Source organism: Pedobacter sp. CFBP9032 (assembly GCF_034045265.1).
In the GTDB taxonomy this organism is placed as follows: Bacteria; Bacteroidota; Bacteroidia; order Sphingobacteriales; family Sphingobacteriaceae; genus Pedobacter.
In genome coordinates, this window is sequence record NZ_JAXCWE010000002.1 from 522,807 (window position 1) to 536,916 (window position 14,110).

Annotated in this window: 10 protein-coding genes; 5 read left to right on the forward strand and 5 right to left on the reverse strand. The window is 39.1% G+C overall.

What is annotated here, in order from left to right:
* Positions 1-152: 152 nt before the first annotated feature.
* Both SOM16_RS06055 and SOM16_RS06060 read right to left on the reverse strand, forming a co-directional pair.
* Positions 153-542: a hypothetical protein gene (locus tag SOM16_RS06055; RefSeq protein ID WP_320463092.1), complete on the reverse strand. Its 390-nt coding sequence runs from the start codon at positions 540-542 to the stop codon at positions 153-155.
* A gap of 606 nt (positions 543-1,148) precedes the next feature.
* Positions 1,149-2,087, reverse strand: coding sequence for an alpha/beta hydrolase (locus tag SOM16_RS06060; protein WP_320463093.1), 939 nt, complete (start codon positions 2,085-2,087; stop codon positions 1,149-1,151).
* A 236-nt stretch (positions 2,088-2,323) separates the two neighbouring features.
* On the opposite strand from SOM16_RS06060, the gene SOM16_RS06065 reads away from it, so the two are divergent.
* The 3 genes from SOM16_RS06065 to SOM16_RS06075 all read left to right on the forward strand — a co-directional run bounded on the left by SOM16_RS06065 (position 2,324) and on the right by SOM16_RS06075 (position 5,340).
* Complete coding sequence (locus SOM16_RS06065) at positions 2,324-2,683, forward strand: hypothetical protein (RefSeq protein WP_320463094.1); 360 nt, start codon at positions 2,324-2,326, stop codon at positions 2,681-2,683.
* Positions 2,684-3,590: 907 nt separating this feature from the next.
* Positions 3,591-5,078, forward strand: a complete 1,488-nt coding sequence (locus SOM16_RS06070) for an alpha-amylase (RefSeq protein ID WP_320463095.1) — start codon at positions 3,591-3,593, stop codon at positions 5,076-5,078.
* A 52-nt stretch (positions 5,079-5,130) separates the two neighbouring features.
* Positions 5,131-5,340 carry a hypothetical protein gene (locus SOM16_RS06075; protein ID WP_320463096.1) on the forward strand — a complete coding sequence of 70 codons (210 nt, stop codon included), beginning with the start codon at positions 5,131-5,133 and terminating at the stop codon, positions 5,338-5,340.
* Between the two features lie 128 nt (positions 5,341-5,468).
* On the opposite strand, the gene SOM16_RS06080 is transcribed toward SOM16_RS06075, so the two are convergent.
* The 3 genes from SOM16_RS06080 to SOM16_RS06090 are packed head-to-tail and all read right to left on the reverse strand — an operon-like array spanning position 5,469 to position 11,786.
* A complete protein-coding gene (locus SOM16_RS06080; protein ID WP_320463097.1) occupies positions 5,469-6,863 on the reverse strand; it encodes an arylsulfatase in 1,395 nt (464 codons plus the stop codon).
* Between the two features lie 31 nt (positions 6,864-6,894).
* Complete coding sequence (locus tag SOM16_RS06085; protein WP_320463098.1) at positions 6,895-8,385, reverse strand: RagB/SusD family nutrient uptake outer membrane protein; 1,491 nt, start codon at positions 8,383-8,385, stop codon at positions 6,895-6,897.
* An 11-nt stretch (positions 8,386-8,396) separates the two neighbouring features.
* A complete protein-coding gene (locus SOM16_RS06090; protein WP_320463099.1) occupies positions 8,397-11,786 on the reverse strand; it encodes a TonB-dependent receptor in 3,390 nt (1,129 codons plus the stop codon).
* Between the two features lie 545 nt (positions 11,787-12,331).
* Here SOM16_RS06090 and SOM16_RS06095 point away from each other — a divergent pair.
* Positions 12,332-12,712, forward strand: a complete 381-nt coding sequence (locus SOM16_RS06095) for a hypothetical protein (protein ID WP_320463100.1) — start codon at positions 12,332-12,334, stop codon at positions 12,710-12,712.
* Positions 12,684-14,078 carry a YihY/virulence factor BrkB family protein gene (locus SOM16_RS06100; RefSeq protein ID WP_320463101.1) on the forward strand — a complete coding sequence of 465 codons (1,395 nt, stop codon included), beginning with the start codon at positions 12,684-12,686 and terminating at the stop codon, positions 14,076-14,078. The genes SOM16_RS06095 and SOM16_RS06100 overlap by 29 nt, the downstream gene beginning before the upstream one ends.
* Positions 14,079-14,110 lie beyond the last annotated feature (32 nt).

Below are 14,110 nucleotides of genomic sequence, written 5' to 3' on the forward strand. Positions count from 1 at the left end.
TTAATAATTAAATAGCTTGCTTTATATTATATGTTTAAGCTAACACTTAAAATACGCAATAAAGACATCTTTTTTATCCTTTATATATTTACAGTAACTAAATTTAATAGGATCCGGCCCTGGGGTTTTTAGCTAGAGTAAAATATATGCTGCTATGTTTTTTCGCATAGAGACTGTTTCTTTGATAGGCTATACATACTAAAAAAGGAGATTGGCACAAAAAGTATCCAGGCGGTATCATCTACCGGGCAGTTTGAAACATCTACCCATCCGCTACTTGCGGCATCAGGATATAAGGTGTAACTGCTTTCGGTATTGATATCTCCGCTATTATAAAGCCTGCAATTGCTCGTATTGCCAACCCTTTGAAATCCACAGGTAGATGTTCGGTTACCCGGCGACCTTAAAAAATAATCATTGCCCCTTCCAGATGGCTGGGTGTAAATTACATTACCAACAACACAACCTCTAACGGCCTGTTGCGCAAAGAGTGCGTCTATAGCTAAAAAGTTAAGTAATAAAAAGAATATTAAATTTTTCATAAAGAATACCCCATTGGGTATGGAACAGATATTATAAGTTTAGAAAGGGGGAAAGGGAATATTATTTACTTGCGGCTAAAAAGAAAAGGATATTAAAGTGCACAAAAATACACAAATACTCATATTTTGGACTTATTAAACATACAATAGTGTTAAATGTTGTACGTAATGACTTTCACATGAACTTCAGCATATACGCATATCATGTTATTTCAGATGTAGTTAGAAACAGTTTAATTAATTAGTCTGCCAGCATTCCAGAAAATAAAAAAGCAGGGAAGGAACCACTCTCCCCTGCAATCATTAACTAATCTAAACTGATCCAAAGGTAATCATGGAAAGATAGTATCCAAAAAATAAGCAACAATGTTGCATTTAAATGATTTATATGCTATTAACTTTCTCTTTGAAGTTAAGAATAGCATCTTGCGGCCATATTACCGCACATTCAACACGTTTCAAATACAGATAATTAAATATTGGATAATGAACAGATCAAATGAAATATATGCTTTAATGAATACTCTTGAATCAGCAGGCACTCGAAGTGAAGCACTCAAATGTCTGACCGTTATAATGGAAAGCGCATGTTTTCTGAAAAATTAATTATCGACCATTAATGATGCTACTTAAAATTTTTAAAAATTGTTCCTGCTGATCTACAAATGGATAATGAGAACAATTTGAGATGAGGTGATATTGATGATCACCAACAATTAATTTTAGATCATTTAACTGTTTGGAGGAAAAAATTCTATCATCTTCACCATAAACAGCAGCTATTTTTACACCTTTAGTTATCAACTTTCTGAGGATTGGCTTAGTATCTATATTTACTAAGGATTCGTTTCGATAAAATAACAAAGGCGCATTATCATTTCGAATGTTCTGTTTGGAGAAATCACTATTTAAGTACTCCTTACTTATTCGTGCAGATTCTTTAGTAGGTGCAGACATTTTAAAGTAACCAAAGCGACTAGCTAAATCATACACTAACTTACGGTAAGCTGCGCTTAATGTATCCATTGTATTTACATTGGCCAAATCTTTTATGGATATTTCATCCTGCTTTAATGCAACGGTTTCTTTAACCTGAGAAAGTATATAATTATAACTTTCCTGTTGGGCAAACAGCGCATCTGCCAGTATTAGATGATCAACTTTTTCAGGGTATTGATTAGAAAAAAGTGTTGAAATGATACCACCAAAGCTGTGCCCGATGAGACTTACTTTAGTCAAATGATATTGCTTCATTACTAAATTCAGATCTGAAAAAGCTTCGTCGAAGGTAAATCTGGCAGATAAATCGTTAGATCTACCTTCACCTCTTCTATCATAAACGATAACATAAAAACCCATGGCGGCTAGTTTTTCTGCAGTTGTTGCCTCAAAAAGCGTCGCATTTCCTCTTGGCCCTCCGTGAATAAAAATCATAGCCGGATCATGAAGGTTTCCGTACGCTTTAGTGTAAAGATTTTGTCCGGAAACCTCCGCAGAATAAAGGAAAAGAAAAGCGACTAAAATCGCTGCATAAACAAATTTCAAAATGAGAAAATTTTGGATGTGGATAGTGTTTGCTAATTACTAAAATAGGTAATTAGAAAGCCACATTTCAAGCTATTATATTGAAATAGTAGTAGCTAAAAACCCTGGATTTCATTCTACCTTTTAGATCGCGGGTAACAACAAACAGTCAAAATGAATAAAAGGAACGGCTTATTCCAGCCTTCCTGCCAGTAATTTTGTAGGCACTTAGATACGATTAAATTTAGCCCTTGCTTATGAAATTAGCCATTATAACAGGTAGTTTTTTATTACTTTTATTACTATCCAAACCTACATATGCTCAGCTGATCGGCTGTCAGGCACCAAATTCTACTGTTATTTATACAGAAAATCTATTAGGACTCTGGGGAGGAACACCTTTAAACACAATCTGCAGTCGGGGATCAACCAGAACAACCCCTTACGCTGCCAATGTCAGGGTAAGGGCAAACAGGCCTTGTAACATTAATTTATTAGGAGCTGGTAACGAGGTTTATTACAATATCGCTTATTGCCCCTTAGATGATTATTTAATGCTATTTGGTGGTGGCCTTAGTATCCTCGCACTTCGAACAATTTCCAGAAGGTTTGCATAGATGGAAATGCCTTCAATTTTATGCCATATCAAATACAATTTCATCTCTAAAATCGGAAATTTTGTTCCTGTTTATTGAATAATATAAGGCTTAAGGTTTATAAAACCGGCAAATTATGGGCATAATAAGCCAAGACCAAGCTTGTTATGACGATGTTTATTTAGTGCTTATTCTTTTTGTTCAGCCAATGGAAAATGAAAAAAATACAGTAAGATCTCCATTTTAATAGAGTTGTGGATTTAGCAAAAACAGTGTGTTAAAACGCTCTTCCTTTCTGAGATTTATCGATTAAAATTTTGTTCTTTTTGAATCTGCTTTCGCTCAGCGGGGGTAATTTATTTCACAAAAATTAATATGATTAACACTAGCTTCTGTAGAAATTAGTCTATAAAATGCAAATGCGATAAGACAGGCTTATCGCATTGCAAAAACACTATGGAGATGTTTATTTTGAGAGCTATGTCTTTTTACTAATTCCTAAATCTTCAGCTAATGTAGTATTTACATTATTAAAAAACAACACCTCCTATAAATAAGACGTAATCATAAAAATACAAACAGAAACATTTTAACAGCTTTTGAAATTCCAAAAAACGTAATTAATTGTCTAACTAACATTTAAACCAGAATTTCCTTTTACTTAACTATAAAAGTATTGACATTTATCAAATACAAAATTTTAAAACTTTCAAATTATAGCCTCCGATTCTGCTAAATATTTATTCCGATGCAGATCCAGTAGTTCAAGAATTACAAAAACTTTAGTTTTTAAAGCGAACTGGTGTTATCACTTCATTTTTAAACAGCTAACACCCTTATATGATACGCTTATAGTCCATTTAAAGAGATTTATTGAATCCACCAAACAAAGCCAAACTTTTGGAGTTGTATTCACAAATAAAAATAAATGGAAAATCATACAATGCTGCAATACTTCGAATGGTACTATCCAAAAGATGGTAGCCTCTGGAGAAAAGTTCGTGACGATGCAAAAGGCTTAAAAGAAATGGGTATCGACTCCATTTGGTTGCCGCCTGCACATAAGGGAATGGATGGCACTGAATCTACCGGGTATGATTCTTATGACTTATACGATCTTGGTGAATTCGATCAGAAAGGAAGCGTAGCAACCAAGTATGGTACAAAAGAAGAATATATTGAGGCTGTAAATTCTGCCAAGGAAGCTGGGATTCAGGTTTATGTAGATATCGTACTTAATCACCTTGGTGGTGCCGATGAACATGAGCCCGTGATGGTTAGAAAAGTAAATCCGGATAACCGAAACGAATTCATTTCTGAACCTTTCGAAATCGATGCTTATACTAAATTTACCTATCCGGGTAGAAATGGAAAATACTCTGAATTTAAATGGGATTTTCAATGTTTTACGGGTGTTGATTACGATGCCAGAACAGAAGAAACTGCTATTTACAGCATCCAAAATCAATATGGTGAGGGTTGGGAAGATGTAATGGATGACGAAAATGGTAACTACGATTACCTGATGTTAACCGATATCGACTTCAGAAACCCTGCAGTAAGAGAAGAGTTGAAGCGTTGGGGAAAATGGTTTTATGAAACGGTGGGTTTCGATGGCTTCCGCCTGGATGCAATCAAACACATGCCACATGCCTTCTTTAATGAGTGGCTGGACTATTTACGTGCGGAGTTAGGTAAAGAGCTTTTCACTGTTGGTGAATATTGGTCACCTTATGATTTGCAGGCGATGCTTAATTACCTTGATGCTACAGAAGGACGTATTTCTCTTTTCGACGCTTGTTTACAGGCAAATTTCTCGCAAGCTTCAAAAGCAGGTGAAAGTTACGATATGGCTTCCATTTTAAATGGCAGTTTGGTACAAGCTCGTCCGGAATTTGCCGTTACATTGGTAGAAAATCATGACACGCAACCCCTTCAATCTCTCGAACAAACAGTAGAACCGTGGTTTAGGGCACATGCTTATTCCATTATTTTACTTCGTGAAGCGGGCTACCCATGCGTATTCTATTCTGATGTTTACGGTTCTGCTTACACGGATAAAGGCACAGATGGAAAAGATCATGAGGTAACTATGCTTTCCCTACCGCAACTTCCACAGTTGTTAAGTTTGAGAAAAGATAAAGCTTATGGTCTACAACGTGATTATTTTGATCATCCAAGTTGCATTGGCTGGACCAGAGCGGGAGACGAAGAACATCAAGGTTCAGGTTTGGCAGTGGTTTTATCTAATGGTGAAGCAGGAACTAAACACATGGAAATGGGTGCGCAATTTGCCGGACAGGTTTTCACCGACTACTTAGGTCACCTGGAAGGTGAAGTTACCATTGATGAAAATGGATGGGGCGAATTCCGTTGCAATGCTGGCTCGGTATCTGTTTGGGCAGTACGCGGTTAATATTTAGCAAAATAAGATTGAAAAATTAGTTTTAAATAAAAAAATAACATACATGGAAAACTTTGAAATAAACGTGAATGGTTCTACTTATTCAGTAGCACCACAGGATAATGGAACTTACAGAATTTTAAAAGGTGAAGAAAAAATTGGCGTAATTTATGCCGAGCCAGGAGAAAATGGTACTGACTGGAAAACGCTTGATGACTTAGATACACAATTAGTAATAAATTTGGGTCAAGCGATAACAGATCATAATGCCTAAATTTTTTCAACTTGCGAAGTCTCAAAGGCCATGAGCACGGAAAGACTTCGCAAGTTTTAACAAGCATCTAAATTCACGATTAAACTGACGAATTTCCCCTTCCACACAAGCCAATTAAACTTCGTAAATCAAAACTCTTTATTTACTGTCCAGTAAGGAGATTCAGTTCTGGCGGTTGAAAGGTAACCCTCAATTTTTTTAGTAACATCGGGATAATTTGCGGCTAAATTACTTGTTTCGCCAATATCTTTACTTAAATCATAAAGTTCAAGTTTGCCTTTACGCTTTACCCCTTTCCATTTACCGTAGCGAACGGCCTGTTCAAAACCTAACTCGAAGAATTCCCAATACAAGAAACGATCAGATTTAGCCTTTTCACCTTTAATGGCAGGCAAAATGCTGATGCCATCGGTATGGTAACCAGAATTTTTACCAGCCAGCGCAGCGAAAGTTGGCATAATATCAGGAAAATAGCCAGGAACGGCACTCGTTTTAGGTACATTTTTAATAAACGGTGCCCAGGCAATAAATGGAATTCTGATGCCACCTTCATAAAGATCTCTTTTGTAACCTTTCAATTTTCCATTAGAACCAAAAAATTCAGAAACTGCTTTTAATCTCGTAGTAGGTTCAGATCTTGGTCCGTTATCAGAAGAGAAAAATACAATCGTATTCTTCGATAAACCACTTTTCACCAGATAATCTTTCAATCTCCCTACCGATTGATCCAGATAATGCACCATGGCCGCATAGATTTTCATATCCTCCGGCCAGTCTTTATTTTTGTATATCGCCAGGTCTGGCACTTCCAGCGGAGAATGTGGATTGTTATAATTCAGCATCAGAAAGAAAGGTTTGTCGCCTTTTTCCTGTGTTTTCAAATATGCCAGTGCCTCATTGGTACACATATTTGCCTCATAATAACCTTTTTGACCATTTGCATTCGACATTACCGGCACCAGTTTACCATTTATTATTCGATGATCAGGCCAATACGTACTTGCGTAGGTAGATGGAACATTAATCAGCCAGCCCGAAAACTGATCAAAACCCCGCTGCAAAGGTGTAGCCAACGAATCATAACCATCAACGTGCCACTTTCCTACCAATGATGTTCGGTAGCCTGCATCCTGCATCAGGTTGCCAATGGTATAATCATCTTTGGTGAGGTTAGCACGATAAACAACATTTTTACCTTTTTTACCTGCAATTCCACCCTGATCAGTCGCATTACCTCTGATCGTGGCATGACCAGTATTTAACCCCGTTAGTATCGATCCCCTCGATGGAGAACAAACTGGTGCACCAGCATAAAAATCAGTGAACCGGGTTCCCTCTTTCGCCAGCTGATCGATATTTGGCGTCAGGATTTTCTTTTGTCCGTAAACGCCAACATCACCATAGCCCAAATCATCCGCCAGGATAAAAACAATATTTGGTTTTTGTTTGGATGTTGATTGCGCAACACTGAATCCACTCCAAAAAAGTAAAACGCCTGCTATTAATATATTTTTACAACTCATGTATTTAATTAAAAGTCATTTAACATCTGTATTAATTATAACCGGGATTTTGAGTGTACAAACCTGGTGCAGTTTGAATTTCTGCAGCTGGCACCGGGTAAATAATATAATTGGGTACCATTTCATTGATCTTCGTAATGGCATCAGCCGTTCGCCAGGCATTCATTTGCGTAATGGCCAAACCCGATCTTACCAAATCATTCCAGCGAAGTCCTTCGCCTAGAAACTCCCTTTGTCGTTCCTGCATCAGTGTAGCAAGGTTTACATTCGTTAATGCGCCTACTCCTGCTCTTGCACGTACCCGGTTTACAATCGCATCTACATCAGCCTGCGCACCGGGCGCTCCGCGAAGAATGCATTCTGCCTTCATCATCAAAATATCGGTATAACGCAAAACTATAAAATTAATCGACCAGTCGCGCCCGGATAAACCTCTTTTAGGTACATCAATATATTTTTTAATAAACGGACCGGGAGCATATGTTGTAGCTACATTAAAAGGATAGCGAAGATCTGTTCCGCTTACCGTATTAGTGGTATATGAGTTAACCAGGCTTTTGGAAACCGGAAAGGTACTCGCTCCATAACCATTCCCAAAGCTGTTAGAAATGCCACTGCTCGTCCAATAAGCTACAGGAGCCAAATGAGAAGGGAACCCCGCACCGTTTAAGCTCGAAGCAAATTGAATATCAAAAACCACCTCACTATTATTTTCATTGGTGTAAGAAAATATATTCGGGTAGTTGGCACCGAAACTGAATGGGCTTCCGCTAATGACCTGATCGAAAAGTGCGGCGGCTTTGTCATATTCATTGCTGTTTAAGCCGGGGCCATTAATGCCATAGGTAGGACCAGATTTAGTTAAATAAACCAAACCCAGTAAACCACGCGCTGCAGAAGCGGTAGGTCTGCCGAGATCAATACCCGTAAATGTTGTCGGCAAATTGGTCGCGGCAAACTGAAGATCCGATTCGATTAAAGCATAAACATCTGCCACCGGACTGCGTGGAATCGAAGCCACTTCAGCAGCACTTTTTACAGTTGAAATTAACGGTACCTGCCCAAAGGTTCTTACCAAAGAAAAATAGTAAAATGCCCTTAAAAAACGTACCTCAGCTGCATAGCGGATAGCATTGGCAGGGGATAAAACACTTGCTTTAGTTTGCAAGGCTTCGAGCACAGTATTTGCATTGTAGATGCCGTTAAAGTTTGCCCGCCAGGCAGTGGTAATAAACCCGGTGGTGGTAATATTAGGCGTAAGATTATTGATTCCGTCCCAATCGCGGTTGCCATCAGAGGTGGCATTAAGGTTATCGCTTCGCATTTCGCTCAGCCATAGCGCCTGACTTGGATAGTTATTTAATTGTGAATAAACGCCGTTTACGGCTTGTAAAAAATCATTGTTGTTGGTGAAAAAGTCATCTGTAGCCAAACTCGATTCTGGCGTTTGATCCAACTGTTTTTCGCAACTTACTAAAATCAACAAGAAGGAAAAGAGTACTAAATATATTTTTGTTTTCATTTTAATTTATACTAAAAACCAATGTTTAAACCGATGGATGCTGTTTTACTAAGTGGCATCGAGCCATAATCGCCAGATACGGCATAACTGCTGTTCCCGCTCACATTCGTATTTTGCGCCTCAGGATTGGCACCGCCTTTGTATTCATCATGCGAGAAATAATTTTCTAAGGCCACAAATATTCTGGCAGAAGATATGGCACGGGTTTTAAAAATGTGTTTCAGGTTATAGCCCAATGTGATATTTTGCACGCGGAAGAAATCGCTCGAATAAACCCAATCTGAAGTAACATTTGGATAGGTGTAATTAGCTGCTAACCTGCCTCTCGGTGCATTTGGATCTGGATTTGCAGGCGACCAACGATCTCTCCATATCCCAAGCACATTGGCTGTAGTACTTCCGGAGAAGTCTATTGCACGGCCCAGGTAAGATAAAATCGAACCTCCATGTTGACCATAAAGCTGAATACCCAGGTCGAAATCTTTGTATTTAAAGGTATTGGTCCAGCCCCAGGTATATTTAGGATTGGCTTGCCCGGCTACAACACGATCGGCCGCACTAATTCTTCCATCGCCATTGGCATCCAGGTATTTTGCATCGCCCTCGCGTTGCCCGGAAACCTTCGCTACCGCAGGATTGGCAATATCTGCAGCCGTTAAAATGCCATCGGTTTTGGTAATATAATAGCTAAATGCAGGCAAACCTTCTCTTAACAAATAAGGAGCATTGCTTCCGCTGTATGCAGATGCCACCTCGATATCGGCATGGCTCGGCCCAAGATCTGTAACCTTATTGCTGTTGAAGGCAATGTTGGCATTCATCGTCCATGAAAAATCGGTGGTTCTGATATTGGTAGCGCTTAAACCAAATTCTAGTCCTCTGTTTACCACGGCACCAATATTCTGAAGGCTGCTGCTAAATCCGCTCGCAGATAATACCGGTAAATTCAGTAAAAGATCGGTGTTCTTTTTATGATAAGCATCGAAGGTAAAATTAATACGGTTTCCAAATAAGCTAAGATCCAAACCAATATCATAAGTATCAGATGTTTCCCACTTTAATGCCTTATTGGCCAGACCAGAAACAACTTGTCCGGTTGCCGTAGTTGGGGTGTTTCCACCAAAAACGTAGTTCGAATTTATTAACGTGCTAATGGCGTTGTAATCCCCAATGTTGTTATTGCCAGATTTACCCCAACTCAGTCGTAATTTTAGATCGCTGATGGCTTTAACATCTTTCAGGAAAGACTCTTCCGAAATCTTCCATCCGGCAGATAAAGAAGGGAATGTTCCCCAGCGGTTTTCCGCGCCGAATTTCGAAGAAGCATCACGCCTGATGGTTCCGGAAAATAGATATTTATCTTTAAAAGCATATTGTAAACGACTGTAATAAGAGAATAAGGTATTATTCGAAGCTGTAGATGTACCGGTGGTGGTCACGCCTGCCGCATTCGCAATGGCATTACTTAAGGTCTTAATAATGTTATTAGCAAACCCTCCGGCAGTGGCCAGCCTCACTCCTTCCGAATGTACAATGTTATATGATACACCTGCGATGGCAGATATTTTATGAACGCCCGCAATGGTGGTACTATAGTTTAAGGTATTTTCGTTCAGAAAGTTCTGTTTTTTATTCACAATATAGGCACCTGTTGAATATAGCCCGGGATTGGTCAGTAATGATGAAGCCACGCCAACCAAAACCTGATCTGATGTATATTGCGAAGTATTGCGATCTATATTATCATAGTTTACGGTAGACCTTAAGGAAAGTCCTTTTATAATTTGATAATCTCCATAAACAGAAGCCAGTAACCGGGAGGTTTTGATCTTATTTATCGCTGTTTCAATATAGGCGTAAGGACTGATAGACCTGGGACTAGACCAGGTATAAACGCTATTACCATATGCACCGGTATTTAAGCCGGCAGCACTTTCCACCACGGGAACCATAGTAAGAGCAGTCATCAACTGATTATCTTTCCCTTCCACCGGCGGTGCGTTATTGATGGAATATGAGGGTGCTAGGTTGAGACCAAATTTCAACTTCTTACTGGCGTTTGCCTCGATGTTTGCTCTTAACCCATAATTTTTAAAATTAGAATTAATGAGCGTTCCATTTTGATCCAGGTAATTGGCAGAGATAAAATAATTTACATTTTCTGATCCGCCGCTGGCTGAAACTTCATAATTCTGGTAAGGAGCATTTCTAAAAACGGCATCCTGCCAATCTACGTAATCCAATCCTGGATGACCGGGTTGAGCCCACCTTGGATCTGTCATCAAACTAGTATTGATGGTTCCGTCTGGTAAACCGAGAATTGTGGCCCTTTCCGCATTAGTTTGTACGGTGGTGCGGCCAGGACCAGAAGCTACCCAGGCATTGTTCGCCAGTTCAGTTGCTTGAGCAACCCATTCTTCGGCACTTAATATATCTACTTTTCTAGCTACCGAACTTATGCCCGCATTGGCATTCACACTAATCCTTGCTTTGCCGGCCAGGCCTTTTTTGGTGGTAATAATCACGACACCATTCGCTGCACGAGATCCATAAATTGCTCCCGCGGCTGCATCTTTTAACACCTGCACACTCTCAATGTCGTTAGGATTTAAATTATCCAGCGGGCTATTTGAAATTCCACCTGCAGCATTTTGACTGGCTACGTCTAGTGGAAAGCCATCTAACACATAAAGTGGTTCATTCCCTGCGGTGATTGATCCCGCACCGCGTACCTGAATACTTAAACCTGCACCAGGCAAGCCACTTTGTTGCCGTACCTGCACACCGGCCATTTGTCCGATTAAAGCCTGCTCAATTCTCGCGATTGGTTTTTCTTCGATTCCTTTAGTGTTAAAAGTAGCCACGGCACCCAAAACATCACTTCTTTTTTGAGTACCATAGCCAACAACAATAACCTCGTCTAGTTTACTTTGATCCGGATCGAGTTTAATGGCCAATGGCTGCCCATTAAATAGAACTTCTTGTGTTTTATAACCAATAAAAGTGAAGACCAGAGTGGGTTGTTCTTCCGCTGTGATGAGCTGAAATTCACCTTCATTATTTGTAGAAACTGCTTGTTTACTGCCTTTAACCCTGATACTAACCCCCGGAAGCGGCTGATTTTTTTCATCAGTAACCTTTCCCCTGATCGTCGTCGCTTTTGATACGTTAACTCCTGCAGTCAATTCTGCATTTGCTTCACGATTAAAAAAATCGCGATGTAAACTGGTTATACCGTTTGAAAAGAAAATGTGGTTCATTTTTGATTTTTCGCCAATTCCCTTCGCAGATGTTTGGAAGACATTGGATAATAAAAAAATCCCTGTGAATCCGGTGAGCAAAAAAGTTTTAGGCAAAAGTGAGCTATGAGAGTCCTTCCAGGACTTTCCGCTTATTTTCATAATTAATTAGGTTTGTGTTAATCATGAAATTGCAAAAGGATCAGCTACGATTAGCGATTACCCAACAGATTTCATAAATTTAACATGATTATTGAATAGCTTGACCGGATGCAACGCCAATTGAACTCCGGTTAATAGTTTTAATCTGGGAGAATGCAGTAATGCATTTTCCCTTTTTTTATATTTAGTAAATTATTATCTCTTCTTATCCTCCTTTCTAAGTGTTGCCGCTTGTATCGGCAGTTCGTCTGTAAAGATTTTGATAGCTGATCAATTAATGATTTTTTTCTTCAATGATTAGTTAGTGTCAAATATACATTAAGTCTATATATCTAGTAGTCTTTTTTTAAAAAAATAAGTTCCGCTTAACTTCTTCATTTTTAAATTAATGGATCCGCAATGCGCATTAATTCGATAAAAATAAAACAATGTAAAGATGCCAGCGGTTGCTATAAGAGCAGTAACTCAAATCATTTTGTTGCATCTGTATAAAATTTAATGTAGCAACGCTAAATATAAACCACTGCATACCAAATGAATAGCCTATGTTTGAAGACAAAATACGAGAAGCTGAAATCATATTTGAGGAGGTAAAGAAAAATGCAACGCTAAGACTTGAAGTATTGAAACTAGATGCGGTGCATCATGTTGCTAAACTTAGTGCAAACCTGATTACCAATACCTTTACTGTTATTTGTGCCGCGCTGGCTTTCCTCTTCGGAACCGTTACGCTTGGTTTCTTTTTTTCAGATCTGTTTAACAGTTTTGCACTCGGCTTCGGTAGTGTTACTTTATTTTACATACTGGTCGCGGTTCTTGTAAACATGACAAAATCGAGCTTCATAGAGCCAGGGCTGATTAATTTTACCATCCGAAAATTCTTATCGACAACGCATAATGGAGACCAAAAAGAACAGGGACATTAACGATATTGTGGCTTTCGGCGAGCGACGTGAGGATATAAAAAAACAGATTGAGCAGAGCAACGAACGCCTGCAAATTTCAGCTAAAAAAATAAAATCTTTAGACCTCAAACCAATTAAAGATAGTTTTACCAGGCCCTCCTGGCAAAGCGATCTGGAAGCAGTAAATGATGTACGGCAGAAATTTTTGCCCCGGATGACTTCGAAAATCTTAAATGCGACCATCCTGCGTAAGAGCGGATTTATAACGCGAACGATTTTATCAACAGCAGCCAGCCTGACCGTTAAGAAAGCATTGAAAAAAAAGCCTGTTAATACCACCACTATCCTGAAGGCACCCATAGATCAACCTAAAAAGCAAGTTGTTTCTCAAGCAGCAGAACCGTTGAAATCAGCGCCGGTAAAGAAACCAGAGCAGAAAGTACAGGAAAAAACAAAATTAAGCTTCAAAGGAATTTTTGCTGTTCTTAAATCTGCATTTGTTGGATTTAATGATCATAAAATTACTAAGCTTAGTGGATCCTTGGCTTACTACACCGTTTTTTCGATGGGCCCCTTACTGGTGGTAATTATTTCTCTTTGTAGCATCTTTTACGAAAAAGAAGCGGCGCAGGGAAAAATTTTCGATCAGCTTAAGGGCTTTCTGGGAAGTGAAACCGCGCTTCAGCTTCAAAGCTTAATTGCCAGTGCAGCCATAGGCGATAAAGGAACCATTGCTTTTATAATCGGAATCGTTACGCTGCTGGTTGGTGCAACGAGTATTTTTGCAGATATCCAGGATTCCATTAATACAATTTGGGGTATCAAACCCAAGCCTAAACGTGGTTGGCTTAAGTTATTGCAGAATAGATTTTTATCCTTCTCTGTAATCGTTAGTCTGGGCTTTTTATTGGTGGTTTCACTTGCCGTTACGGCTGTACTCGATGGTTTTAGTGAACGCCTGCAAGCCAGATTTGAAGGCATATCTATTGTGGTTTTTTACATCCTTAACCTCGCTATAACTTTTGGGGTAATCACCACCATTTTCGGTGTAATTTTTAAAGTTTTGCCAGATGCTGATATTAAATGGCGGGATGTTGTGGCCGGCGCAGCAGTAACCGGAATCCTTTTTATGCTAGGGAAATTTGGCATTTCATTTTACATCTCTAAAACAAATGCCGGGGGAACTTATGGTGCAGCTGGTTCTTTGGTTATTTTATTGCTTTGGACGTATTATTCGTCCATCATTCTTTATTTCGGTGCCGAATTTACAAAATCTTACGCCCTGGCCTACGGCTCAGAAATTTATCCCAATCACTATGCCGTCGCAATAAAAGAGGTTGAAATGGAGCAGGAGAACAGTTCGCTGCAACAAACGCAAAGTAAATAAAACCAGGTTATAGTACCAAGCCGGCCGTTTAA

What these genes read in the sequence shown, in the direction of transcription:
- SOM16_RS06055 (WP_320463092.1), bottom strand. Translation starts at nt 542, where the DNA reads ATGAAAAATTTAATATTCTTTTTATTACTTAACTTTTTAGCTATAGAC.
- SOM16_RS06065 (WP_320463094.1), top strand. Translation starts at nt 2,324, where the DNA reads ATGAAATTAGCCATTATAACAGGTAGTTTTTTATTACTTTTATTACTA.
- SOM16_RS06070 (WP_320463095.1), top strand. Translation starts at nt 3,591, where the DNA reads ATGGAAAATCATACAATGCTGCAATACTTCGAATGGTACTATCCAAAA.
- SOM16_RS06075 (WP_320463096.1), top strand. Translation starts at nt 5,131, where the DNA reads ATGGAAAACTTTGAAATAAACGTGAATGGTTCTACTTATTCAGTAGCA.
- SOM16_RS06080 (WP_320463097.1), bottom strand. Translation starts at nt 6,863, where the DNA reads ATGAGTTGTAAAAATATATTAATAGCAGGCGTTTTACTTTTTTGGAGT.
- SOM16_RS06085 (WP_320463098.1), bottom strand. Translation starts at nt 8,385, where the DNA reads ATGAAAACAAAAATATATTTAGTACTCTTTTCCTTCTTGTTGATTTTA.
- SOM16_RS06090 (WP_320463099.1), bottom strand. Translation starts at nt 11,786, where the DNA reads ATGAAAATAAGCGGAAAGTCCTGGAAGGACTCTCATAGCTCACTTTTG.
- SOM16_RS06095 (WP_320463100.1), top strand. Translation starts at nt 12,332, where the DNA reads ATGTTTGAAGACAAAATACGAGAAGCTGAAATCATATTTGAGGAGGTA.
- SOM16_RS06100 (WP_320463101.1), top strand. Translation starts at nt 12,684, where the DNA reads ATGGAGACCAAAAAGAACAGGGACATTAACGATATTGTGGCTTTCGGC.